The organism is Pseudomonas sp. NUPR-002, assembly GCF_056322725.1.
In genome coordinates, this window is the sequence record NZ_CM150476.1 from 1,014,239 (window position 1) to 1,037,900 (window position 23,662).

Genomic DNA, 23,662 nt, shown 5'->3' on the forward strand with positions numbered 1-23,662 from the left:
TGGCTTCCTCAATCCGCCATTTCGGTCTGGCGTTCGACCGGGTCGATCAATACGGCTTTCTGCTGGCGCACCATCAGGTCGAGGATTTCGTCCTGACGTTCCCCCAGCACACCGGAAAAGCTGATACCGCTGGCCTTGCTCGGGGCCAGCATCGAGACCCGGTACAGCTCGACGCTCAACGGCGAGTCGATCGACAGCGGCCCACTGCGGTTGGCTGCCAGCTCGCCACCGACGACGATCAGCGAAACCTTGGTGTCGAACGGGTCGAGGGCGATGTCGCGATCGGTGTCGGAGAGGTCTTTGATGTGCCCGTACACACCCACCAGGCCGTTGGCCATGGCGACGTTTTCGTACAGGCGGATGTTGACGCTGTTGCGCACGCGAATGCCGTGGCGGCGGTTGCTGATGACCTTGTTGCCCCAGATCAGGTTGTCGCCGCTCTCATACAGGGTGATGCCGTCGGTGTGGTTGCGGTAGATCTCGTTGTAGGCGATCAGGTTGTTGACGCTGTTACGGTCGATCACCACGCCCGAGAGCTTGTTGTCGTAGCTCTTGTTGTTGATGATCCAGCTGTCGTTGACCTCACGGGAAATAATGATCCCGTGCTTCTTTTTCGTGCCATAGACGGTGTTGCCGGCAATGATCAGCCGGTGCGAGCGGTCGTGCGGGTCGATGCCGTAGACGATGTTGTCGCGGTAGGTGCTGTCTTTGACCACAAAGTCGCTGGTTTCGTAGCAGTAGAAGCCGTACCACATGTCGCTGAACTCGGAGCCGATGATCCAGCCGGTCGGCTCCGGGCGGCCCATCTGCTTGGCCATGTTCGGCGTGTACTGGGAAATACTCACGCCGTAGGATTTACTTTTGGCGTAGCCGAAGCTGGCCATCTGGCTGTTGACGATATACGTCTCGGTACCGCCCCACGACAGCAGAAACGGGCGGAACTCATTGGCTGAGCGGAAGGTGGCCGGGCCGTTGTCCTTCTCGCGCCAGCCGGTGACCTTGGTGTCGGTGACGAACAGTTTGCCGTCGTTGACGATAAACGAGCCGCCTTCCTGCGACAGGCGCAGCGCTTTGACCTTGGCGTCGATTTCCAGCACACCTTTGGCCCCCACCACAATCGGCAGGCGCGCCAGGTACACCCCAGGCGAGGTTTCGCTCAGGTACTGCTTGGGCACGCGCTTGCTCAGTTCGGTGAAATCGACATGGCCGTCATCGATGAAAATCGCCTGGGGAATGCCGTGCTGACGCGCCACCCATTCGGCCATTTTGTTGTCGCCACCGATGAACTCCTTGAGCGCGTTTTCTTGCAGCATGCGCCGCACCGAGACCTTGCCCTTGTGCGCACGCTGGATCTTGTTCTGCACCGCCTCGGCGGTATAGCCAGACAGATCGGGCAGGGTCGGCGCTGGAATCTGCAGCGGTTCGATCGGCGCACTGCTGACGGTGTAGGTCTTGGCCTGCTGCAGCCCTTTGGCCACCGGTGCAGCCGCCTGGGCGTTGGCCAGGGCGATGCTGCTGGCCAGCAGCAGGGTGCCGGCCAGCAAGCGCTGCAGGCTATTTGTTTGAAGGCTCATATCAGTGCACTCCCGGCATCAGAACCGCCAGATCACGTCGACGAAGGCGCGATGCATGTACGAGTCGGTGTCTTTGCCATAGGCGTCGCCTGGCTTGAACACACCGGCACGCAGGCGTACCAGTGCCGATGGCTCATCAACCGACTGGCTCAGGGCCGCTGGCAGCAGACCTTGTTTGAAGTACTTGGTGACCACCACGTCCATTTCCTGGCCGAGGTCTTTCTCGCCCTGAATCAACGGACGGTTGATGCCGTTGTCCTCGACCACGGCGTTGATGCCGCTGCTGCCGATGTTCTGGTCGCCATCGACGCGCCAGAACTTGTGGTAGATCAGGCTGGCGTCGTAGTCGTCACGCAGTTGCCAGGAGGTGAACAGGGTCGCAGCCTGCAGGTTGCCCAGTTCGCCACGGAAGGCTTCGCCGAAACGGTGCACACGTGAACGGGTGCCGGTGAAGTTCGAGCGGTTGCTCTCCAGCCCGGTTTGCTCGTAGTTGCCGGAACCATCGCTGCCACCGCCGCCGCTCCCGCGGGCATAGGCGGCACCGACTTGCCAGTTCGGGTCCAGGCGCAGGCGGATGCCGAGGTCGGTGGCCCAGGCGTTGACGTCGCCACTTTGTTTGCCGCTGGCGACCTGTTCGCCGTTGACCGTGGTGGTGTTGAGGCTGTCGCGATCACCGCTGAGCCAGGTCACGCTACCCCAGTAGTTGACGCGGTTCTGGTTGCGCCAGTTGTAGGCGTCGCTGTTGGCTTCAAGGCCGAGCCAGGTCAGGTCGCCGGTGCGGGTCTTGTCCAGCTCGTCCACGCGTTCGCCAGGATTTTTCAGGTTGCCGTCATCATGGGTGTGGTGCGCGCGCAGGCCCACCCAGTGGCCGGGCGTCCATTGCGTGGCGATGTCGCCGTACACGTGCAGGCGGTCCTTGTCTTCCGGGGCCAGCTCGGTGAGGTCGGTGCGGTATTCGCTGAAGCGCTCGGCAACCCCGAGGTTGGCACGCAGCAAGGTGGTGTCGAAGGTCCAGTTCAAAGCTTCGATGTTGGTGTCGCGCCACATGCCGTCTTCATTGCGCAGGCGTTGGCGACCGAAACGCAGTTGCTCGCCGGGGTAGGCGGTCAGGCCGCTGTAACCGACCCAGAATTCACGCATCGCCAGGTAGCTTTTGTCGGCCTCGCGACCGTCGGCATTGCCGCTGTCGGTTTCCGCTTCGTCGCCGGACTGGCGCAGGGTGTCGGTTTCGATGATGTCGGTGGCGGTAACCGCTTGGCCCATGGCAAAGGCGCTCCAGTTGCCGCGTTCGCCATAGACCCAAGGGCGCAGGTCCAGACCCAGGCCATTGACGTCACCGCCGGAACGGGTGCCGAGGTCGCGATCGTCTTCCGATTGGCCGGTGATTTTCACATCGAGGCCGAAGTTCTTTTCAGCGGTCATGGCCGCCAGGGTCGGGCACGACCACAGCAGGGCGAAGCCCAGGCCGAGGCCGGCTTTCATCCACGGATTGAGTGTCATAGGGAGTCCTCGCCTTGTTCGGGTGCTGGCACGGCCTGCAGGGCCAGGGCGTCGATGCCTTGGCCGCGGGCGCCACGGGCCTGGCGCTCCTGTTGCAGCAGGCGCTGGCCTTGGGCCTTTTGCGCCGGGGAGAGTTGCTGGTCGAGCTGGGCAGCCAGCTCACGCGATTGATCGCTGGGGTTGGCTTGTGCCAGTTGGCTGAACACCCAGGCATTGACCGGGTCCTGGCGGATGCCGTGGCCTTCGCTGAACAATTGGGCCAGGGCATAGTCGGCGCTGAGCTGGCCACCACGGGCGGCGGTCAGCAGGTGGTCGACGGCTTTTTGTGGCTCGACAGTGCCCAGGTAGCCGCGGCGGTACAGCTGCCCCAGGTAGTAGTGGGCGCTGATTTCGCCAGCGTTGGCCGCGCTGAGCAGGTGGGTTTCGGCCTTCTCGGAATCGGCCGGCACGCTTTTGCCTTCGTAGTACAGGCGCCCGAGCAGCAGCTCGGCACGCGGCAGTTGGGCGCTGCGGCCTTTGTCGATGTAGGCCAGCAACTGCTCGCTGTCACCCAGTTCGGGGAAGTCGTAGAGCAGCTGCGCCAGGCTGACCCAGGAAGCGGGGTTGGCCGGGGCAATCTGTTCGAGCAGGGCCTGGGCGGTTTTCTCGTCGGTCGGGCCAAGGCTGCGGTCAGCCAGAACGCGGGCCACACTGTCGACCCGCGTGGCCGGGATCGCGCCGCGTTGGTAAGCGCTGTTCATCTGCGCCAGCAGGGCGGCCTGCTGCTCAGGTTGGCTGCGTTTCTGGTAAACCGTGGCCAGCTCGAGGTAGCAGATGTCGGTGCTGCTCAGTGCTGCCTTGCAGATCCGCTCGACCTCGGCCAGGTGCTGGTCGTAGGTGTTCTGGGTGCGGTACAGCAGAATCTGCGCCAGGCCCGCTTCCGGGTAACCGGCGGCGCGCCACTGATCGATCTGCTGTTGCGCGTTGGTGCTCGGGAAGCTCTGCGGGTATTGCAGGTAGAGCATGGCCAGCGGGATCAGGGTATTGCTCTCACCGTTGGCGAAGGCTTTTTTCAGCAGGGTTTCGGCTTCTTCGCGTTCGGCTTGCGAGGCATCCGGCTTGGCGGCCAGCAGGCGGCCAAGGCGGGCCTGGGCGCGCGGCGAAATCGCTGCGGCGGCGCGGTAGGTGGCCTCGGCTTGCTTGAGCTTGGCCGGGTCGAGGGTTTGTACCTGAATGTCGGCCAGGCCTACCTGCGCTTCGCTGTAGCCGAGATCGGCCAACTGCCGGTAGTTCTGTTCGGCCAGCGCGGTGTCGCCGCGCTTGAGGGCTTCATTGGCCAGACGCTGGTCGGGCAGCCCGGCGCAACCGGCCAGGCTGATGGCCAATGCCAGCCCTAGCACCACACACCGGTGGGAGCGGGCTTGCCCCGCGATTCGGGTTGTCAGGCTGCAAACGCTATCGCGGGGCAAGCCCGCTCCTACAGGGGGAAAGGTGGTGGTCATGGGCTTGTCCTCTTAGAGCCCACGGGCCACGGCTTTGTCGATCAGCCAGTCCAGCGATGGACCGCTGTCGCTGTCTACCGCAACCGGGCGGCCCACCAGTTCAGCGGGCAGGGCACCTTGCGGTTTGATCTGCACGCGAATGTCCGAGGACAGGTCTTCGCTGTTCAGGCTGGTGCTGCTGACGATTTCGCCAGTGCGCCAGGCTTCGTCGCCAGCAATCTGGAAGTTGACCTGGGTACCCGGCTTGACGTCGTTGAACTGGCGATAGCTGAAGCGCGCTTCGATGGTCGGGTTGGCGGTACGTGGGATCAGCTGGAAGATCACCTGACCTTTGCTGGCGTACTGGCCGTCATCCACCAGTTGGCGGCTGACCACGCAATCGCACGGGCTGGTCAGGGTGCCGCTCATTTGCTTGCCGAACAGTTCTTCCACCTTGCTCGGCTCAAGCTGTTGGTCGTCGAGGTGACCTTTGAGCATGTCCAGCATGCTGGTGCTGAACGAGGCCAGCGGCGCTCCCTTGAGCACACGGCCACCGTCTTCGACCAGGCTTTGCACGGTACCGTCGCGAGGCATGGTGACGTTGGTGGTCGGCACGCTGACCACACCCGCCTGGGCGTGGCTGACGAAGTACACGCCGTACACCGACTTGGCAATAAAGCCGAACGCCGCCACGCCAACCACGAACACGCCAAGGCTGAAGGTCACTGCGCGCAGGCGGCCGAAGGCACTCATGCCGGCGCCGGCGTCTTTCTGCTTGCGGGCTTTGGTGAAGTTGTCGCGCTGCAGGGTGCTCAGTACGTCGCCGACGGTAATCAGCTCACCCGACAGGTGTGAGGTGATGATGTGGCGCAAGGTGGCGATGTCACGTGGCTCGAGGTTCTGGAACTGCACGCCGGTGCGCCCGCTGGCGCTGTCGAACGAGCGCACCTGGAACTCGATGTCCATGGCCAGACCGAGCTTGTCGACGGTGAACTGCAAGCGGCCGCGCAGCACTTCGCCAACTTTCAGCGGGTGCTTGGCATGGAAGCTCAGGCCCCCGGCAGACAGGTCGTCAACCTTCACTTCCAGGGTTTCGCGGCTGCTGCCCAGGTAGCGCAACTTGGCTGGGATACGCACCCGGGCGTGCTGACGCTGGGCTTCTGACTCATGCACGACATTGACGTTCACGGCGGTATTCATGGCGATTTGTTCCTGTTTAATCCAATCGGGTTCCGGCTCACACGACCATGAACAGCACAGCAATGAAGATGCTGGCCGCCGAGAAGGTCATGGTCCGGGAGGACCAGGTGTTGAACCATTGTTGAAAGCTGGCGAGATCGCGTTTGAGTGCAGTGGGCTGGCGGGTCCAGGACTGCTTGTCGAGGCGGAAGAACACGTAGATCTTCATGATCGCGCCGACGATCTGGTTGTAATAAAGAATCAGCGGGTAGGCCGGGCCGATGTTGTGCCCCGAGCACAGCAGCATCAGGGTCAGGATCAGGCGGGTGATGCCGATCCACAGCAGGTACACCAGCAAAAAGCCCAGGCCGAATTGCAGGCTGGCAATCACTGCCACGGTCAGGCCGAGCAGGCTGGTCCACATCGACACGCGCTGGTCGAACAACACCACGCTGGTGAACAAGCCCAGACGGCGGATACCCAGGCCCAGGGCCCGTGAGTTCTGCCGCAGGTTGTTGCCGTACCAGCGGTACATCAGCTTGCGGCTGGCTTTGATGAAGCTTTTTTCCGGCGGGTGCTCAACCGTGTTGATCGCTGCATCTGGCACGTAGAAGGTGTCGTAGCCCAGGCGCATGAGGCTGAACCAGCTGGACTTGTCGTCGCCGGTGAGGAATTTGAAGCGGCCCAGGCGCCAGTGCTGCAGCGAGTCGTTCTCGACGTCGGCAATGAACTCGGGGTTGGTCACCACTGCGGCGCGGAACACCGACATGCGCCCGGTCATGGTCAACACGCGCTTGGACAGGGCCATCGAGCACATGTTGATGTGGCGTTGGGCGAAGCGCAGCTTGTGCCACTCGCTCATGATGTAGCCGCCGCGCACTTCGCAGAATTCGTTGGTGGTCAGGCCGCCAACGTTGGCGAACAACTTGAACCACGGCACGGTCTTGCGCACCACACCTTCGCCCAGCACGGTGTCACCGTCGATCACGGCCACCACGGCGTTGTCGTCGGGCAGGTGACGGGAGATGGCGCGAAAACCGTAGGCCAGGCCGTCACGCTTGCCGGTGCCGGCGATCCGCACGAAATCCAGGGTGACGCGGTCGGGCGGATTGAATTTTTCCCAGAGACTCTTCACCAGCAGTTCGTCGGACATTTCCACCAGCGAACAGACCACGGTGGTTGGGTAACCGCAGGCAATCGCCTCGCGAATCACCGAGCTGTAGACCTGGGCAGTGGTCAGGGCGTCGATGCGAAAACTGGTGACCATCAGGTAAACGTGGGACGGATCGGCGGCGCTGCCCAGCTTGCGCACTTTGCGCCGCAGCATCGGGTAGACCACGTAGAGGAACACCATGCCGCGCACGAAGTGGGTGGCGCCCATCGAGTAACGCCAGATACCGACCGCACCGACGAGGAAAATGAAATCCTTCGAGTCGGGATCGAAAATGGAGTTGGGCAAGGCCAGGGCGATCAGCATGAGCAGGCTCACGTAGAACAGCCAACCGGCGACCTGTAGCAGGCCGTGCTTGAGCCTTTGCATGTTCTGCATCCGTATCCAGTGAAAAAGAGAAGGGGCAGGGCCCGAAGGCCCTGCGCCGCCTGCCGGGTTACCAGCAGATGCCTTCGGTGCGGGTGGCAGGCGAGCTGGTTTTGCTCATGAAGCCGACCAGGTCGATGACCTGCTTGCCTTCGGGGGCCTGCTGGGCAAGGGCGCGGAACTTCTCGTCGCGGTTACCCAGAATGATCACGTCGGCGTGGTGGATGACCTGGTCGAAGTCGGCATTGAGCAGCGACGAGACGTGGGGGATCTTCGACTCGATGTAGTCTTTGTTCGCCCCGTGAACGCGGGCGTACTCGACGTTGCTGTCGTAGATGTTCAGCTCGTAGCCTTTGCCGATCAGGCGCTCGGCCAGCTCTACCAGCGGGCTTTCGCGCAGGTCATCGGTACCGGCCTTGAAGCTCAGGCCGAGCAGGGCGACTTTGCGCTTGTCGTGGCTTTCGATGATGTCGAAGGCGTTTTGCACCTGCGATTCGTTGCTGGTCATCAGCGAGTTGAGCAGCGGTGCCTTCACGTCCAGGCTGCTGGCGCGGTAGGTCAGGGCGCGTACGTCTTTGGGCAGGCACGAGCCGCCGAAGGCAAAGCCCGGGCGCATGTAGTACTGCGACAGGTTCAGGGTTTTGTCCTGGCAGACCACATCCATCACTTCGCGGCCATCGACACCCACGGCTTTGGCAATGTTGCCGATCTCGTTGGCGAAGGTCACTTTCGCCGCGTGCCAGACGTTGCAGGTGTACTTGATCATCTCTGCCACTTCGATGGCCTTGCGGATGATCGGTGCGTCGAGTTCTTCGTACAGCGACTGCAGAACGTCGCCGCTGGCGGTGTCCAGTTCGCCGATAACGGTCATGGGCGGCTGGTCGTAATCTTTGATGGCGGTACTTTCGCGCAGGAACTCCGGGTTGACCGCAACACCGAAATCAACCCCGGCTTTTTTCCCCGAGCAGTCTTCCAGAATCGGGATCACCACATTTTTCACCGTGCCTGGCAGTACCGTGCTGCGTACCACGATGGTGTGGCGGCTGGACTTTTCGCGCAGCACATAGCCGATTTCGCGGCACACCGACTCGATGTATTCCAGGCCCAGGTCACCGTTCTTTTTGCTCGGCGTACCAACGCAGATCATCGACAGATCGCTGTCACGGATGGCTGCGGCAAAGTCGGTGGTGCCACGCAGGCGACCGGTGTTGATGCCTTGTTGCAACAGTGCTTCCAGCCCGGGTTCGACAATTGGCGACTTGCCCTGATTGATCAGGTCGATCTTGGTCTTGGAAACATCCACACCAATCACGTCATGACCCCGTGCGGACAGGCAACCGGCACAGACTGCACCTACATAACCCAAACCAAAGATGCTGATACGCATCGCTATCACCTCATGTGTTTATCATGCCGGCTCAACTAGCAGAGCCAGACCGGATTGATTAACCAGCAATTTACGGGCGAGCGGAGTTGTGGCAAAAAGATGTCACTTCACCGATCGCAGGCATATAAATAGGGAGTGCAAAGGTAATTCGCACTCAAAGTTGGCAGTCAATGGCCAAAGTTATGGACGTGCCCTGAAATGCAGCCGTCTTTATTGCAGCGCGGTATTCCGATACTGCAGTGCTTGCTCTTTCAAGTGGATTAAATCCTTTGAAATCAACCACTAGGACGAATTGTTAGGGCGCGGCTCTCCTGCTCTTGATTGAAAGTACGCTTGTCGACTTCCAAGTTTCAGTTGTTGTGCTGCACACAGGTTGTGCATCGCAACTGTTTTGTAAGTCATCTCTTACATACGGTGCGAGAATCGTTACGGGTGGTATGAGCGATGCGCGAGGGGATAAGTTCCGAACGCGGTTCGCTGAAGGTGAAAGATTTCTAAATATTTTTTCAAGTGCCATTACTTCCACTTTGATAGCACTTGTTGGTTTCGACCCTGTATATAAAGGGCGAACTCGGGGTGGGATGTTTTTGTGCCAGTACTGAAATTATTTTTCGAATTTTTTCAAAATAATTGCGCTTCGCCGGTGAGATTTTCTGCCGATTCATCGCTCGACTGAATGCTGGCGTTATGTGCATGGCCAAAATGTCCATGACGCTCCGAGACTGGACACCTAGGTGTTCGCGTCGCACGGCCTGGACTTATGGCGGGAGCAGGTCCGGCTCAAGCCCAGGGGTGCCCAGGTGTTTTTTGTCCGCATTCTGGTGTACGAAAAATCAATCTAACTCACTGATAAATAACATAAATAATTTTTGTGGCGAGTCGCGTGCGAAGGCCATTCCGGATTCGCCGCGAAGGCGCGAAATTCAAGGCACGAGCGTCGTACACTCGCGCTCGCACATTCATATTCTCGGACAAGCAAGCTGCCACGCAGACGCCCATTGGCTGAGGCGCGCGGCCGGTGCATGAGCGTGGAAATCGCCAGAAAAAAAACAACAGTGCAATACACCTACTCGTGAGGCTTCCATGTTGAAATTGGTGTTTCGAACCACTCCATCAATGATCATCGAGCAGGGTGCTTCAACCCGGCTCGCCAGCCACGTACGCGCGTTGGGCGGCACCTCGGTTCTGTTGGTAACCGATGCCGGGGTGATTGCTGCGCGGCTGCTGGATGCGGTGCTTGCCGGGCTGCAGGAGCAGGGGGTCAGTGTCACCGTGTTTTCCCAGGTGCAGGCCGACCCGCCGGAGTCGGTGATCGAGGCCGCAGTCAGTGCCGCCAAAGCCTGTGGCGCCGATTGTGTGGTGGGCCTCGGTGGCGGCAGTTCGCTGGATGCCGCCAAACTGGCGGCCCTGTTGGCGCGTAGTGGTGAATCCTTGAGCGAGGCCTATGGCATCAACAACGCCAAGGGCCCGCGCCTACCACTGATTCTGGTGCCGACCACGGCAGGCACCGGTTCGGAAGTGACGTCGGTGTCGGTGGTAACCACCGGCGCCGGAGAGAAGAACGTGGTGTATTCGCCGCTGTTGCTACCCGATCTGGCCGTGCTCGACGCCCAGCTCACGTTGGGCCTGCCACCGCACGTCACGGCGGCAACCGGTATCGATGCCATGGTGCATGCCATCGAGGCCTATACCACCAAGCACCTGAAGAACCCGATTTCCGACGGCCTGGCCAAGGAGGCACTGAGGTTGTTGTCGGGCAGCCTGTTCAAAGCCTGCCAGGACGGTAGCAACCTGCAAGCGCGCGAGGACATGCTGCTGGGCGCCTGCCTGGCGGGCATGGCCTTCGCCAACGCTCCGGTGGCGGCGGTGCATGCTCTGGCGTATCCATTGGGTGCTCGCTTTCATGTGCCACACGGGCTTTCCAATGCCTTGGTGCTGGGCCCAGTGATGCGCTTCAACCTTGAGGCGGTGGCACCGCTGTATGCGCAACTGGCCGATATCGTTCTGCCAGGCACTTTGGGTAGCGATACAGAAAAAGCCACGGCACTGGCCAGCTATCTTGGCAGCCTGGCCGGGGAACTGGGACTGGCAACCTGCTTGCGTGACCTGGGCATCGCCGAGTCCGACATCGAGGCACTGGCAGTTGATGCGATGAAGCAGCAGCGCTTGCTCAGCAGCAACCCCCGGGAACTTGGTCTGGCCGATGTGCGTGCGATCTACCGGGAGATCCTGTGAGCGGCTAACGCAATCGCCTTGAATGCCATGTGCCTTATGGTGAATACCAAGTAACTGCGGACCGCCACCGCCAGTTCAGCCTTGATGGCACGTTTTTTCCGATGACATTCGTAAAGACCGGGAGATGGCCGAGTTTTTGGTGTACCAGACCTGGAGGGTGCAACTGGTAAAAATGTCAGGTTACGTCTGCCCAGGGATGGAGTGAAATGAGCGCTCACATACGTATCTGAGGGCGTGACGATGGACCGTATTTCAGCATGGGAGCAAGTATTCCTTCCGCATTCAGGTGAGTTTAGCCTTGATAGTCCTGAGCTTTTGGCGGATGGCTATTACTATTCGACAGGGGTAGCGGAGCAGTGCCTCGCAGTCTGGAAACATCATCAGGACGGTTCGCCAGCAAGCGAATTCGGTACGCAGGGAAAGAGCGAAATTGCCTGGCCGGGGGAAGAGGGATTTTGGCCGGATATTGCGCTGATTGGCGAGCATTTGTACGGTGGTGCAGCCTTGCGAGGCAGTCAGAATTTCGTCCTTTACCGCTTGGACAGTACAACCGGAGCGCTGGATTTAAGCTTTGGCAATAAAGGCTTGAAGATCATTCCGTACCCCGACGAGCCTGGGGTGCCCTCAGATCAGTATCCTGACACTGAGAACGTCGCTGACTACAACCAGAAACCTGGCGCGGAACCGTTCAACGTTGAGCTGCAAGGCCGTGCACCGCAGGTACCAGACAACAAGTTCCGTCAGGCGGTGAACTCGGGGTTGGCCCAGTTCGACAGCAGTGGCGAGTTGGATCGTTCATACAATGAGGTAGGGATGCGGCGCTTCTTCGTCCGCAACGGCCGCTTGCATTTCACCCTCCGATTAGCTGCGCGTCATGACAATGGCCAACACGCGGGATTCTACTACGGTGGTATGTATCGCTATCTGGGTGATGATGTGCAAGCGTGGGTAGGGGCTGTTGATCAGTATGGCAGCGTGGTTACCGATTTCGCCGATAACGGTGTTTGGATTGTTTCTCGGTTACCTGGCTTGCCCGATATCGCTCACGTTTCCACTCATGCCATCCTGCAGACTCGCAACCACCTCTATTGCGGTGGAACCGTGGGTGATGATGCCTTTGTCCTGCGTCTGAACCTGGATGGCAGTGTCGACAGTACCTTCAACAATGGTAACGCGGTGCGTTTTGAGGGTGGATTTGACGAGGAGCGCACCCGTACCTTTGACCTGGCTGAGGACGGTGACGGTGTGCTGGTTGGATTGCGGCCACAAACACAAGCAAGCATGCTCCGTTGTCTGGTACGGCTCGATGGCGCAGGGCAGATTGACAGGCAGTTCGCACAAGAGGGCTATTTGATGTTCCCTGAAAACTGGCCTGTGGATAAGCTGCTGGTCAGAGAAATTGGCGGGCTCAGGACGTTGGAGATTTGCGCTCCAGGCTACATAGGGCGCTATACCCTCGCTCCCAATCGCTCGATGTAGCCGGTCCAGGGGCGCCGCCAGAGGTGTATTGAGCTTCTGGCGGCGAGGAACCAAGCCCGGGCCGTCAGGCGTCCGGATGATCGCGCAGGAATACCAGGTTGTCTGGCTTCGACTGCTCGGCACTGTAGTAGTAACCCTGCACATCGAACTGCTTGAGCTGTTCAGGGTCGTTGATGCGCTCCTGGATCACGAAGCGGCTCATCATGCCGCGGGCTTTCTTGGCGTAGAAGCTGATGATCTTGTACTGACCGTTTTTCCAGTCGCGGAACTCGGTGTTGATGATCCGCGCCTTGAGGGCGTTGCGCTTGACCGCACTGAAGTACTCGTTGCTGGCCAGGTTGAGCAGCACGTCGTCACCTTGTTCGGCCAGGGCCTGGTTCAGCCATTCGCTGATGCGCGTGCCCCAGAAGGCATACAGGTCTTTACCGCGGGCGTTGGCCAGCTTGGTGCCCATTTCCAGGCGGTACGGTTGCATCAGGTCGAGCGGGCGCAGCAGGCCGTACAGCCCCGAGAGCATGCGCAGGTGCTGCTGGGCGTAGCTGAAGTCGTCTTCGCTGAGGCTTTCGGCATCCAGACCGGTGTACACATCACCCTTGAACGCCAGCAGGGCTTGTTTGGCGTTGTCTGGGGTGAACGCCGGCGTCCAACTGCCAAAACGCGCGGCATTGAGGCCGGCGAGTTTATCGGACAAGTGCATCAGCTCGCTGATTTGCGCTGGCGACAGTTCGCGCAGTTGCACGATCAGTTCCTGGGAATCGTCCAAATACTGCGGCTGGGTGTAGCGCTGGGTTACCGGCGGGGTGTCGTAATCGAGGGTCTTGGCGGGGGAAATCACCGTCAGCATCGGTCGGGCTCCTGAAATCGTGAGCCCGATTCTACGGGGCGAGCGCGCGGATCTCCACCTATGAGCTCGATAGCCACAGACCATCCCGACGCTTGACGCTATAGTGCGCGGCGAGGAAACCGGAGAGTTCGACCGTGCGCATTGCTTTTCTACTACTGAGCGGCCTGTTGAGTGCAGCGGTGCACGCTGCACCTGTGGCGCCGACCACCTTCGATCGCGCCTACTGGCCCGAGCAACTCGAAAGCCCGACTTTGTTCGATGTCGCTTCGCGTGCCGAAATCCTGGGGTTTGCCCAGGCCCTGGAAGCCAGTGAAGCACTGGATGAACCGGCGCTGGCAGCGCGCCTGGGGCTCAAGCAGATCAACCTGGCTTCGATCAACCAGGTGCGCGAGCGTCTGTGGCAGCAGTTGTGGCGCAACTATGCGCTGGCGCAGCAAAGCTGCGAGCAGGATGCATCGTTCTGCTATGCCATCGACTCGCAAACCGAGCTGCGCCAGCAGGCGGCCAAATTCGAAGTGGCCAGCGACTCGTTCTACGCCGGTTGGGCCGAACCCAGCCGCGAATTTCACCAGCGCTACCTGAACGAATTGTTGCGAAAAGCGGCGCTGTTTCCGCAAAACGCCAGCGAAATTGCGCGTTACTCCGAGATCGAGCGCAACGGCGATGAACTCAATGACCGCCTGTTCATGCTGACTTTCGACGCCGGCCCGAGCCTGGGTACCGAAGCCTTGGCCGACTACCTGCGCCGGCAGAAACTCGCGGCGACCTTCTTTGTGCTGGGCAACAGCCTGCAAACCCGCCGCGACAAGACCTCCCTGACACAATTGCGCGCTCTCTACAAAGGCCAATGCGTTGGCACTCAAGGCTGGCAATACCGCTCCCATGGCCAATGGCAGGACTGGCAAAATTCGGTTATACGCAGCCAGGCGCAAGTGCAGGCAGATTTGCCCGAGCAATACGTGCCATTGTTCAGGCCGCCCTATGGCCAACGCCGCGCCGACAGCCAGGGTTTCTTTGCCAGCCAGGGGCTTGAAGTGGTGCTGTGGAACATTGATGCCCAGGACCTGAGCGCGCTGAGCGCCGAACAATCGGCGCAACGGGTATTGACCCTGATGCTGCTGTGGCGGCGTGGCGTAATTCAGTTCAACGATGCGCAACCGAAGGCTCAGGAAGCGCTCGCCTGGCTGCTCAAGCAAACGGCACAAAGCGGAATTGGCTGGGAAGACTGTCGACACTACGCCGCGCGGGGCTGAAAACTCGCCGCTAAAAACGTGCAGCTGATTTATGACTGTAGCGGTGCTTAGACCCTGCGCCAAGCGCAAAATGCCCTGTCGAAAAATAAACTTCAAAAATACGTAAAAGTGCTTTTTTCGGTCATGGGTTTTGCGGTATCAAGAAGACAGACCGCCGAACCCTGCAGCACAGGTGGCGTCATTGGGCACCCATTCTGTGAGGGCTGCTTCCCACCCGTAACGACGCGGACACGGGAAGTACCGGCGGCCACTTCACGGCGCAACACCGTTCAGGTTTTGCGTTGTATGGCTTCCACAAAGGTGACCGAGTATGGATGATCAAGGACGCACCAATTCCTCCAACCAGCCAATCCTTTATGTGCTCGATACCAATGTACTGATTCACGATCCCAACGCCTTGCTCAATTTCGAGGAGCACCACGTCGCTATCCCGATGACGGTGCTGGAGGAGCTCGACAAACTCAAGACCGGCAAGCAGACCATCGCCGCTGAATGCCGCCAGGCCATCCGCCTGATCGACCAGACACTGGGCGATGCCACACCCGCTGACGTCGAGCAGGGCGTGCCGATCCAGCGTGGCAAGAGCGGGCCCAAGGGCTTTCTGTCTATCCTGATGACCGCGCGCAACGAACCGAACCGTCTGCTGCCGGAAACCCTCAACGACAACATCATCATCAACCAGTTGCTGGAACTGCGCAGTCGGCGCAAAGACCTCGACGTGGTGCTGGTGACCAAAGACATCAACATGCGCCTCAAGGCCCGCGCGTGTGGGATCGCGGCCGAGGACTACAGCACCGACCAACTGGTTGACGACGTGTCCCTGCTGTCCAAGGGCTATCACAGCGTTACCGGCTCGTTCTGGGACCGCGTCAGCAAGGTCGAGACCCGCCAGGAGCGTGGCCGTACCTGGCACCGGGTGCAGATGACCGACAACCTGCCAGCGGTGCACATCAACGAGTTCATCATCGATGAGCAGGGCTTTGTCGGCTGGATCAAAGGCATCCGCGAAGACGAACTGCTGCTGCTCGACCTGCACCAGGAACCGCTGCTGCATCAGGAAGCCTGGGGCCTGAAACCGCGTGATATCCATCAAAGCCTGGCGTTGTTCGCGCTGCTCGACCCGGACATTCACCTGGTCAACCTGACCGGCGCGGCCGGTTCCGGCAAAACCATCCTGGCCCTGGCGGCGGCGATCGAACAGACCATGGTCAGCAAGCGTTACCGGCGCATCATCGCCACCCGTAGCGTGCAGGGGCTGGATCAGGAGATCGGCTTCCTGCCCGGTACCGAAGCCGAGAAAATGGAGCCTTGGCTCGGCGCGATCACCGACAACCTCGAAGCACTGCACATGGATGATGAAAGCACCCACGGCAGTGTCGACTACATCCTTGAGCGGGTACCGCTGCAATTCAAATCGCTGAACTACATTCGCGGTCGCAGCTTCCAGCAAAGCCTGATCCTGATCGACGAATGCCAGAACCTTACGCCGCACCAGATGAAAACCATCATCACCCGTGCCGGTACCGGTTCGAAAGTGATCTGCCTGGGTAACCTGGCACAGATCGACACCCCTTACCTGTCCGCCACCAGCTCGGGCCTGACCTACCTGACCGAGCGCTTCAAGGACTTCCCTAACGGCGTGCACATCACCCTGCAGGGTGTGCCGCGTTCGATTCTGGCCGAATACGCCGAATCGCATCTGTAACCCTTCATCACCGGGCGGCCAGGCCGCCCGGCTTTTTTCGCTGCGAATTCCTGACTCCTGGGTTTACACTCAGCATTCCTGAACAGGAGGAAGGCTGTGCTGACTCATCTCGATTCCCAAGGTCGGGCCAATATGGTCGACGTCACCGAAAAAGCCATGACCTCGCGTGAGGCTGTGGCCGAAGCGCGGGTGCGCATGCTCCCGCAAACCCTGCAAATGATTGTCGATGGTGAGCATCCCAAGGGCGACGTGTTCGCGGTTGCGCGCATTGCCGGTATTCAAGCGGCGAAGAAGACCAGTGACCTGATCCCGTTGTGCCACCCGCTGATGCTGACCAGCGTTAAAGTCGAACTCAGCGCTGAAGGCACCGACACCGTTCACATCGTTGCGCGCTGCAAGCTGGCCGGGCAGACCGGTGTGGAAATGGAAGCCCTGGCCGCTGCCAGCGTGGCGGCGTTGACGATCTATGACATGTGCAAGGCGGTTGACCGCGGCATGGTCATCGACAGTGTACGGGTGCTGGAAAAGCTCGGCGGCAAGAGCGGCCATTACCAGGCGGACGCTGCGCAATGAAGGTTCAGGTGATGTACTTCGCGCGGTACCGGGAGGTGCTGGGCTGCGACGGGGAGACCCTCGAAGGTGAGTTTGCCACCCTCGACGCAGTGCGCCGGGCATTGCTGGAGCAAGGCGAGCGTTATGCGGTACTGGCTGAGCAAAACCTGATGTGCGCGCGCAATGAGGAGTTGTGCAAGCCTGAAGAGCCGGTCAGTGACGGCGACGTAGTGGCGTTCTTCCCGCCCGTGACCGGAGGTTGAGATGAGTGTTCGAGTGCAGACCACCGCGTTTGATCCGGGCGCTGAGGTCAACGCCATGCACGCCGCCAACGTCGGTGTTGGCGCGGTGGTCGGTTTTGTCGGCTATGTGCGCGACTTCAATGATGGCCGGGAAGTGGCGGGCATGTTCCTTGAGCATTACCCGGGCATGACCGAAAAAGCCTTGGCCAAGATTGTGCTTGAAGCCGAGCAGCGCTGGCCGCTGCTCAAGGTCGAGGTGCTGCACCGCATCGGCGCCCTCGAACCGGGCGAGCCGATTGTGTTTGTCGGCGTCGCCAGTGCCCATCGCCAGGCAGCGTTCGATGCCTGCAACTTCATCATGGATTATCTCAAGACCCGTGCACCGTTCTGGAAGAAAGAACAGACCGCTGACGGCCCGCGTTGGGTCGAAGGCAAGCAGAGCGACGAGGATGCTGCAGGACGCTGGTAGCTAGACACATCGTATCGCGGGGCAAGCCCGCTCCCACCGAGTAGGAGCGGGCTTGCCCCGCGATACAGGCCCACCGACACACCAGTGCTTGAGTTTTTGTACAACAAAGTCCAGTATGGAATTATAAGTACAAAATAATTCCAGGCGGACGCGTGCCTGCCCCCTTTTCTCTGTCTTGCAACACACCTCCAATAACGAGCGAGAGAGACCCAGCATGAAGAAGTTCACCCTGATCAGTGGTCTGGCCCTGAGCCTGTTGACCAGCAGTCTGTTCGCTGCCGAAGACACATTGCGCATTGGCATTGAAGCGGCCTACCCACCCTTCGCTTCGAAAAACGACAAAGGTGAGATCGTCGGCTTCGACTACGACATTGGTAACGCCTTGTGCGCGCAGATGCAGGTCAAGTGTGTGTGGAACGAGGTGGAGTTCGACGGCCTGATTCCTTCGCTGAAGGTGAAGAAAATCGACGCCGCGCTGTCGTCGATGACCATCACCGACGAGCGCAAGAAGTCGGTCGATTTCACCCACAAGTACTACTTCACCTCATCGCGCCTGGTGATGAAGAAAGGTGCGCAGGTCGATGACCAGTACGCCAGCCTCAAGGGCAAGTCGGTAGGGGTGCAGCGCGCGACCACCACCGATCGCTACGCCACCGAGGTGCTGGAGCCCAAGGGCATCACCATCAAGCGCTACAGCAATAACGAAGAAATCTACATGGACCTGGCATCCGGACGGGTCGATGCGATTTTCGCCGACACCATTCCCCTGGATGATTTCCTGTCGATGCCACGCGGCGCTGATTACGCCTTTGTCGGCCCGGAGCTCAAAGACCCGAAATACGTCGGTGAAGGCGCCGGGATCGCCGTGCGCAAGGGCAACGAGGTGCTGGTGAGCAAACTCAACAAAGCCATCGACGACCTGCGCGCCAACGGTGAGTACCAGAAAATCCAGGCCAAGTACTTCAAGTCGGACATCTACGGCGACTGATCGCCAGCCTCAAGGCCTGAAGCTTTTCAGGCCTTGAGTTCCTTCAGGTGTTTGTACACCGTCGCACGTCCCATCCCCAACACATTGGCCACGTAGTTGGCGCTGCTCTTGCCCTTGAAGGCGCCTTCGGCGTGCAAGGCCAGCACCAGCTCGCGCTTGTGATCACGGGTCAGCAGATTGAGGCTCAACTGGCGCTGGCGTAACCAGGCGTTGAGGAAGGTATTGATCCGTTCCTGCCAGTCGTCGCGAAACAGCGCATCGGGCTGGGGAATCAGCTTGCTCGGTGACAGGAACAAGTCCAGCGCCGCTTTGGCGTTTTCAAACAGGGTGATGTTCAGGTTGATGCACAGCACCGCCTGCGGGGTGCCGGCCGCATTGCGCAATACTGTGCTCAGCGAACGGATTTTCTGCCCGTCCCAGTTGAGCTTTTCATAAGGACCGATGTTGGTTTCCTCGCTGCCGGTCTCGAGCATGTCTTCCAGTGCAGCGTCATCACCGACCTGGCGTTTGGACAGGTTATTGGCGATGTAGTCGATCTTCTGGCTGCGCAAATCGTGCAGCACCACCTCGGCATGGGGGAAGAACAGCGTGGCGATGGCATCGGCAATGGCCCGGTAATTATCCAGGGCAGGGTCGGGGCGGGGTGTCGACATTCGGGCAGGCTCCAAGCGGTGTCAGCGCCCTTGGCACAAGGGCGCTGCGAGTGTGCCGTAATCGCTGCGGCGCGTCACCTTTGCAGGCGTTGCGGTGACAGGATCCGGGCGTCCAGGCCAAAGCCCTTGAGAGCCTCGGGCAGGTCTTCGCCGCGAACCAGCGCGGCGCTGGCCTGACCCATTGCCGGTGAGGTCTGGATGCCGTAGCCACCTTGCGCCGCGACCCAGAACAGCCCGGGCACCTGCGCATCGAACCCGGCGACCAGATCGCCATCGCTGACGAAGCTGCGCAGGCCGGCCCAGGTGCGGGTAGGGCGGCGAATGCTCAGGGTGGTGGCTTCTTCGATCTGGTAGATGCCCATGGCAATGTCCAGCTCTTCAGCCTGCACGTCATGCGCGTCGACCGGGTCGGCATTGGCTGGCGAGCCGAGCAACATGCCGGCGTCGGGCTTCATGTAGAACGACTCGTCGAGGCTGACCAGCATTGGCCAGGCATGCGTGTCGATGCCTTCCGGCGCGGCGAAGATGAACGCCGCGCGGCGTTTGGGCTGCAGGCCAAGGGGCTGAGCCCCGGCCATCACCCCGAGCTGGTCGGCCCAGGCGCCAGCGGCGTTGATCAGCACCGGGGCGCTGAACAGGCCACGGCTGGTCTGCACCTGCCACAAGCCATCGCTGCCGCGGCTCAGTTGCTGAACTTCACAGTCGCTGTGCACTTCGCCCTGCTGGCGGCGGATACCGCGCAGGTAGCCCTGGTGCAGGGCATCGGTGTCGATGTCACTGGCGCTCGGGTCGTAGAGGGCGCCGTGGACTTTGTCGCGACGCAGTACCGGCACGCGCGCGCAGGCCTGGTCGGCGCTGAGCAGTTCGACTTCGGGCACGCACGCCTTGGCACTTTCATACTGGCGTAGCAGTTCTTGCGGGTCGCCAGTGAGGTCGACGGTCATTTCACCGCGCGGGCTGAGCAAGGGGTGTTCGGCAAAGCCTGCCGGTGGATGATCGAAGAACGCGCGGCTGGCCAGGGTCAGTGCGCGCACTTGTGGTGTGCCGTAGGCGGCGGTGTACAGCGCTGCCGAGCGACCGGTGGAGTGGTAGCCCGGTTGCGACTCGCGTTCGAGCACAATCACCCGGCCGTGGCTGGCCAGCCAGTAGCCGGTGGAAGCGCCAGCGATACCGGCGCCGATGATGATGAAGTCAGCCTGTTGCATGAAGCTCTCCTCAGTCGGCACGCGGCAAACGGTACAGGGCGTTGGCCAGGGCGATGTCTTCCAGGCCCAGGCCGATGGAGCGGAAGAAGGCGTGGCGCTGGTAAGTCGGGAGCGGCGCCTGATTGCTCAGGACCTCTGGCAGATCACCGACGATGGCCTCTGCCTGCCAGCCGTGCTGTTCGGCGGCAATGCGCATCTCGCCTGCGCTGCCAGGGGTGGTAACCCGGTAGTCACAGTACACATCCATGGTGGCAAGGCTGGCGGGCGGCACTTCATGGGCGCGCACGGCATTGGTGCTGATAGAGGTGATCAGGGCGGGTTTGCTCAAGGTAGCCGGGTCGATGACCGGGGTGGCCGACGAGGTACACAGCATGATCACGTCGGCATCGGCTACCGCTTGTTCGAGGCTGTCGCTGAGCACCAGGCGTGGGTCGAGGTCGGTCAGTGCCTGGCGCTGTTCGGCACGTTGCTCGGCCAGGCTCGGGGAGTACAGGCGGATGTCCTGCCAGGCGCGCAGGCCGCGCACATAGTGCAGGTGCGCGCGGGCAATCGGGCCGCTGCCAATCAGGGTAAGGCGCCGGGCGCCGCTGGCTGCGAGGGCGTCGACCGCAACGGCGGTGGTCGCGGCGGTACGCGCGGTGGTCAGTTCACCGGCGTCGCACAGCAGCAGGGGCTGGCCGCTGTCCATGGACATCAGCAAGGTCCAGGCAGTCACCAGCGCGCCTTGTTCGCGGACGATGTAGGGCGAGGTTTTGACCCCGTATACCCGCTGTTGCGCCAGCACACCGCCGTAATTGATGAAATCGCCCTGGCCCGCCGGGAACTCCACCAGTTGCTGGGGCGGTTGTACCGCTTGCCCGGCCGCCAGGTCACGGAACAGGGTACGCAGGATCTGCGGGACATCCACTTGCGTCAGCAGGTGGCGGGCGTGCTGTTGATCGATGACGAGAGGCGCGGACATACGAGACTCCAAATAAACTATTTTGTCTATTATGGACTCTTTGTATATTTGAGCAATATCCGGCTGTACAAAAGCATCGCGGGGCAAGCCCGCTCCCACAGAGATGATCCTGTAGGAGCGGGCTTGCCCCGCGATTACTGAAGCAAAAATCAGTGATGCTTGCGCGGTACCGGCTTGAGCAACTCGGTCGGCGGCATTTCGCAGCTGATCTTGCGGCCCAGCAGTTCTTCGATCGCTGGCAACTGGTAGGAGTCATCCTCACCGGCAAAGCTGATCGACACGCCGCTGGTGCCAGCACGCCCGGTACGGCCGATACGGTGTACGTAGTCGTCCGGATCTTCCGGCAGGGTGAAGTTGATGACATGGCTGATGCCATCAATGTGGATGCCACGCCCGGCCACGTCGGTAGCCACCAGCACGGTAATGCGGCCTTCGCGGAAGTTTTCCAGGGTCTTGATGCGCTTGTGCTGGGGCACGTCGCCCGACAACTGGGCGGCATTGACGCCATCACGCACCAGACGTTCTTCGATGCGCCGCACTTCATCCTTGCGGTTGGCGAAGACCATCACCCGTTCCCACTTGTTCTCGGTTACCAGGTTGTACAGCAGCTTGTACTTGTCGCTGCCAGCCACGGCATAGACGTGCTGTTCGACCGTTTCGCTGGCGACGTTTTCCGGTTCGATCTCGACGATCGCCGGGTTGGTGGTCCACTGCTTGGCCAGGTTCATCACGTCTTCGGTGAAGGTGGCCGAGAACAGCAGGGTTTGCCGTTCGCTCTTCGGTGGGGTCTGGCGGATGATCTGGCGTACCTGCGGGATGAAGCCCATGTCGAGCATGCGGTCGGCTTCGTCGAGCACCAGCACCTCGACCATGTCCAGGTGTGCTTCACCACGCTGGTTGAAGTCGAGTAGACGGCCAGGGGTGGCCACCAGGATGTCGCAGTGGCGGGCTTCAAGCGCCTTGAGCTGCTTGTCGAAGTCCATGCCGCCGACGAAGGTCATCACGTTCAGACCGGTGTACTTGGTCAGCGCCGCAGCGTCTTTGGCGATCTGCACCACCAGCTCGCGGGTCGGGGCGATGATCAGCGCCCGTGGCTCGCCCATGTAGCGCTCTTTCGGCGGTGGGGTCTGCTGCAGCTGGCTAATGATCGAAATCAGGAAGGCCGCGGTTTTACCGGTACCGGTCTGGGCCCGGCCAATGGCGTCCTGGCCACGCAGGGTATAACCCAGCACTTGCGCCTGAATCGGCGTGCAATAAGGAAAGCCCAGGTCGTGGATCGCATGCATCAGCTCGGGCGAGAGCTTGAAGTCATGGAAACGGGTCTTGCCTTCTTGTGGCTCGACCACGAAGTCTTCCAGCTTCCAGGTGGAGGCTGCAGGTTTTGGTTTGCGTGCGCGGCGAGGCTTGGGCTCGGCAGGCTTTTCGCTGCGTGCCGGTGCGCTGGCTTTAGCCTCGGTATTGAGCGGGGCGGCCGGGGCAGGGGCCTGGGGCGCTGCGGGTGGCTGCTCTACGGGGGCAGCGGCTTCGACGGCGAGTTGCTCAACCTCGCTCTTGCCGAACATTTTTTTGAGTGCTTTGAGCACGGTCATCTCATCAATTGGTTAAGGAATGTACGCCGGCCAGTGTAATGCAAGAATCGGGCGCGGCGTAGTGGATTGCATGGGCAACTACCGACCTGTGCGTTTTTAGCGCAGACGGCTGCTCAGCCAGTCAGCAATATCCTGTACTTCGTGTGGCAGTACCTCATGCTCCATCGGGTACTCCTTCCACTCGGCGTCGACCCCCCAGTGCTTGAGGTGTTCGTAGGCGCTGCGGCCCATCGCTGGCACCACTACCGGGTCGTGCACGCCGTGCAGGCACAGGGCCGGCGTACGTTGCTGGCACGCGCTCAGTTCGCGCTCCTGGGCAAAGGTGGGGGCATAGGTCGACAGGGCGATCACGCCACCCAGCGCTTCTTGCCACTTTATATAAGCCGTGTGCAGCACCACCGCGCCGCCCTGGGAGAAGCCAGCGAGGATGATGCGGGCCAGGTCGATGCCTTTGGCCTGTTCGGCCTTGATCAAGGCGATCACCTGATCAGCCGACGCCTGCAGTTGCTCTTCGTCGATGGCCCGGGCCGGGGTCATGGCTTTGATGTCGTACCAGCTGGGCATCTCGTAGCCGCCGTTGATGGTCACCGGGCGGGTCGGGGCCTGAGGCATGACGAAACGGGTGCTCAGCAGCACTTCCTGCAAGGCCTCGGCCACCGGCAGGAAGTCGTAACGATCAGCGCCCAGGCCGTGCAACCAGATCACACAGGCATCTGCAGTTTTTTGTGGTTCAAGAATCAGCGGGTTTGGCATGACTGCTCCGAAAGTGTGCGCGCGCTCTTGTTTGCGTGCATGAAATGAAGGCGCGTTGAGTAAATCCGGGAAGAACCTGTCGCAACGGTGCAAGTTT

The 23,662-nt window shown here is 60.7% G+C and carries 20 protein-coding genes; 8 read left to right on the forward strand and 12 right to left on the reverse strand.

Going from position 1 to position 23,662, the window contains the following annotated elements; translation table 11 throughout:
• Positions 1-8: 8 nt before the first annotated feature.
• The 6 genes from algG to ACVWSC_RS04790 are packed head-to-tail and all read right to left on the reverse strand — an operon-like array spanning position 9 to position 8,637.
• A complete protein-coding gene (gene algG, locus ACVWSC_RS04765) occupies positions 9-1,574 on the reverse strand; it encodes a mannuronan 5-epimerase AlgG (RefSeq protein ID WP_442112279.1) in 1,566 nt (521 codons plus the stop codon).
• 18 nt (positions 1,575-1,592) lie between these two features.
• Positions 1,593-3,074 (reverse strand): alginate export family protein, encoded by a 1,482-nt coding sequence (locus ACVWSC_RS04770; RefSeq protein ID WP_442112280.1) that lies wholly within the window; start codon positions 3,072-3,074, stop codon positions 1,593-1,595.
• Positions 3,071-4,555, reverse strand: coding sequence for an alginate biosynthesis TPR repeat lipoprotein AlgK (gene algK / locus ACVWSC_RS04775; protein WP_442112281.1), 1,485 nt, complete (start codon positions 4,553-4,555; stop codon positions 3,071-3,073). The genes ACVWSC_RS04770 and algK overlap by 4 nt, the downstream gene beginning before the upstream one ends.
• Before the next feature lie 12 nt (positions 4,556-4,567).
• Positions 4,568-5,734, reverse strand: a complete 1,167-nt coding sequence (locus ACVWSC_RS04780; protein WP_442112282.1) for an alginate biosynthesis protein Alg44 — start codon at positions 5,732-5,734, stop codon at positions 4,568-4,570.
• Positions 5,735-5,771: 37 nt separating this feature from the next.
• Entirely contained in the window at positions 5,772-7,262 is a 1,491-nt protein-coding gene (alg8, locus tag ACVWSC_RS04785; RefSeq protein ID WP_442112283.1) for a mannuronan synthase, read from the reverse strand.
• Positions 7,263-7,320: 58 nt separating this feature from the next.
• A complete protein-coding gene (locus ACVWSC_RS04790; protein ID WP_442112284.1) occupies positions 7,321-8,637 on the reverse strand; it encodes a nucleotide sugar dehydrogenase in 1,317 nt (438 codons plus the stop codon).
• Positions 8,638-9,720: 1,083 nt separating this feature from the next.
• Between ACVWSC_RS04790 and ACVWSC_RS04795 the strand changes: the two genes are divergently transcribed.
• Positions 9,721-10,872: an iron-containing alcohol dehydrogenase gene (locus ACVWSC_RS04795; protein ID WP_442112285.1), complete on the forward strand. Its 1,152-nt coding sequence runs from the start codon at positions 9,721-9,723 to the stop codon at positions 10,870-10,872.
• A 240-nt stretch (positions 10,873-11,112) separates the two neighbouring features.
• Positions 11,113-12,351 (forward strand): hypothetical protein, encoded by a 1,239-nt coding sequence (locus ACVWSC_RS04800; protein WP_442112286.1) that lies wholly within the window; start codon positions 11,113-11,115, stop codon positions 12,349-12,351.
• Positions 12,352-12,415: 64 nt separating this feature from the next.
• On the opposite strand, the gene yaaA is transcribed toward ACVWSC_RS04800, so the two are convergent.
• On the reverse strand, positions 12,416-13,195 hold the full coding sequence (gene yaaA, locus ACVWSC_RS04805; RefSeq protein ID WP_442112287.1) for a peroxide stress protein YaaA: 780 nt from the start codon (positions 13,193-13,195) through the stop codon (positions 12,416-12,418).
• Between the two features lie 134 nt (positions 13,196-13,329).
• Here yaaA and ACVWSC_RS04810 point away from each other — a divergent pair, with 134 nt between their 5' ends.
• From ACVWSC_RS04810 to ACVWSC_RS04835, 6 genes are all read left to right on the forward strand, one after another.
• A complete protein-coding gene (locus tag ACVWSC_RS04810) occupies positions 13,330-14,448 on the forward strand; it encodes a polysaccharide deacetylase family protein (RefSeq protein WP_442112288.1) in 1,119 nt (372 codons plus the stop codon).
• Positions 14,449-14,758: 310 nt separating this feature from the next.
• Positions 14,759-16,153: a PhoH family protein gene (locus ACVWSC_RS04815; RefSeq protein ID WP_442112289.1), complete on the forward strand. Its 1,395-nt coding sequence runs from the start codon at positions 14,759-14,761 to the stop codon at positions 16,151-16,153.
• Positions 16,154-16,249: 96 nt separating this feature from the next.
• Entirely contained in the window at positions 16,250-16,726 is a 477-nt protein-coding gene (gene moaC / locus ACVWSC_RS04820) for a cyclic pyranopterin monophosphate synthase MoaC (RefSeq protein WP_442112290.1), read from the forward strand.
• On the forward strand, positions 16,723-16,968 hold the full coding sequence (locus tag ACVWSC_RS04825; protein WP_442112291.1) for a MoaD/ThiS family protein: 246 nt from the start codon (positions 16,723-16,725) through the stop codon (positions 16,966-16,968). Before moaC ends, ACVWSC_RS04825 begins: the two co-directional genes overlap by 4 nt.
• Before the next feature lies 1 nt (position 16,969).
• The gene (gene moaE, locus ACVWSC_RS04830; protein WP_442112292.1) at positions 16,970-17,416 is read left to right on the forward strand and encodes a molybdopterin synthase catalytic subunit MoaE; all 447 of its coding nucleotides are present in this window, start codon (positions 16,970-16,972) and stop codon (positions 17,414-17,416) included.
• Between the two features lie 214 nt (positions 17,417-17,630).
• The gene (locus ACVWSC_RS04835; RefSeq protein ID WP_442112293.1) at positions 17,631-18,404 is read left to right on the forward strand and encodes an ABC transporter substrate-binding protein; all 774 of its coding nucleotides are present in this window, start codon (positions 17,631-17,633) and stop codon (positions 18,402-18,404) included.
• 26 nt (positions 18,405-18,430) lie between these two features.
• Here ACVWSC_RS04835 and ACVWSC_RS04840 read toward each other — a convergent pair whose 3' ends face one another.
• The 5 genes from ACVWSC_RS04840 to ACVWSC_RS04860 form a co-directional block, all read right to left on the reverse strand.
• Complete coding sequence (locus tag ACVWSC_RS04840; RefSeq protein WP_442112294.1) at positions 18,431-19,057, reverse strand: helix-turn-helix transcriptional regulator; 627 nt, start codon at positions 19,055-19,057, stop codon at positions 18,431-18,433.
• Positions 19,058-19,131: 74 nt separating this feature from the next.
• Positions 19,132-20,262 carry an NAD(P)/FAD-dependent oxidoreductase gene (locus ACVWSC_RS04845; RefSeq protein WP_442112295.1) on the reverse strand — a complete coding sequence of 377 codons (1,131 nt, stop codon included), beginning with the start codon at positions 20,260-20,262 and terminating at the stop codon, positions 19,132-19,134.
• Positions 20,263-20,272: 10 nt separating this feature from the next.
• Positions 20,273-21,223 (reverse strand): ornithine cyclodeaminase family protein, encoded by a 951-nt coding sequence (locus ACVWSC_RS04850; protein ID WP_442112296.1) that lies wholly within the window; start codon positions 21,221-21,223, stop codon positions 20,273-20,275.
• A gap of 149 nt (positions 21,224-21,372) precedes the next feature.
• The gene (gene rhlB / locus ACVWSC_RS04855; protein WP_442112297.1) at positions 21,373-22,806 is read right to left on the reverse strand and encodes an ATP-dependent RNA helicase RhlB; all 1,434 of its coding nucleotides are present in this window, start codon (positions 22,804-22,806) and stop codon (positions 21,373-21,375) included.
• Between the two features lie 102 nt (positions 22,807-22,908).
• The gene (locus ACVWSC_RS04860) at positions 22,909-23,565 is read right to left on the reverse strand and encodes an alpha/beta hydrolase (RefSeq protein WP_442112298.1); all 657 of its coding nucleotides are present in this window, start codon (positions 23,563-23,565) and stop codon (positions 22,909-22,911) included.
• Between the last annotated feature and the right edge of the window lie 97 nt (positions 23,566-23,662).

Coding starts and splice junctions, on each gene's coding strand:
- algG (WP_442112279.1), bottom strand. CDS start 1,574: ATGAGCCTTCAAACAAATAGCCTGCAGCGCTTGCTGGCCGGCACCCTG.
- ACVWSC_RS04770 (WP_442112280.1), bottom strand. CDS start 3,074: ATGACACTCAATCCGTGGATGAAAGCCGGCCTCGGCCTGGGCTTCGCC.
- algK (WP_442112281.1), bottom strand. CDS start 4,555: ATGACCACCACCTTTCCCCCTGTAGGAGCGGGCTTGCCCCGCGATAGC.
- ACVWSC_RS04780 (WP_442112282.1), bottom strand. CDS start 5,734: ATGAATACCGCCGTGAACGTCAATGTCGTGCATGAGTCAGAAGCCCAG.
- alg8 (WP_442112283.1), bottom strand. CDS start 7,262: ATGCAGAACATGCAAAGGCTCAAGCACGGCCTGCTACAGGTCGCCGGT.
- ACVWSC_RS04790 (WP_442112284.1), bottom strand. CDS start 8,637: ATGCGTATCAGCATCTTTGGTTTGGGTTATGTAGGTGCAGTCTGTGCC.
- ACVWSC_RS04795 (WP_442112285.1), top strand. CDS start 9,721: ATGTTGAAATTGGTGTTTCGAACCACTCCATCAATGATCATCGAGCAG.
- ACVWSC_RS04800 (WP_442112286.1), top strand. CDS start 11,113: ATGGACCGTATTTCAGCATGGGAGCAAGTATTCCTTCCGCATTCAGGT.
- yaaA (WP_442112287.1), bottom strand. CDS start 13,195: ATGCTGACGGTGATTTCCCCCGCCAAGACCCTCGATTACGACACCCCG.
- ACVWSC_RS04815 (WP_442112289.1), top strand. CDS start 14,759: ATGGATGATCAAGGACGCACCAATTCCTCCAACCAGCCAATCCTTTAT.
- ACVWSC_RS04825 (WP_442112291.1), top strand. CDS start 16,723: ATGAAGGTTCAGGTGATGTACTTCGCGCGGTACCGGGAGGTGCTGGGC.
- moaE (WP_442112292.1), top strand. CDS start 16,970: ATGAGTGTTCGAGTGCAGACCACCGCGTTTGATCCGGGCGCTGAGGTC.
- ACVWSC_RS04835 (WP_442112293.1), top strand. CDS start 17,631: ATGAAGAAGTTCACCCTGATCAGTGGTCTGGCCCTGAGCCTGTTGACC.
- ACVWSC_RS04840 (WP_442112294.1), bottom strand. CDS start 19,057: ATGTCGACACCCCGCCCCGACCCTGCCCTGGATAATTACCGGGCCATT.
- ACVWSC_RS04845 (WP_442112295.1), bottom strand. CDS start 20,262: ATGCAACAGGCTGACTTCATCATCATCGGCGCCGGTATCGCTGGCGCT.
- ACVWSC_RS04850 (WP_442112296.1), bottom strand. CDS start 21,223: ATGTCCGCGCCTCTCGTCATCGATCAACAGCACGCCCGCCACCTGCTG.
- ACVWSC_RS04860 (WP_442112298.1), bottom strand. CDS start 23,565: ATGCCAAACCCGCTGATTCTTGAACCACAAAAAACTGCAGATGCCTGT.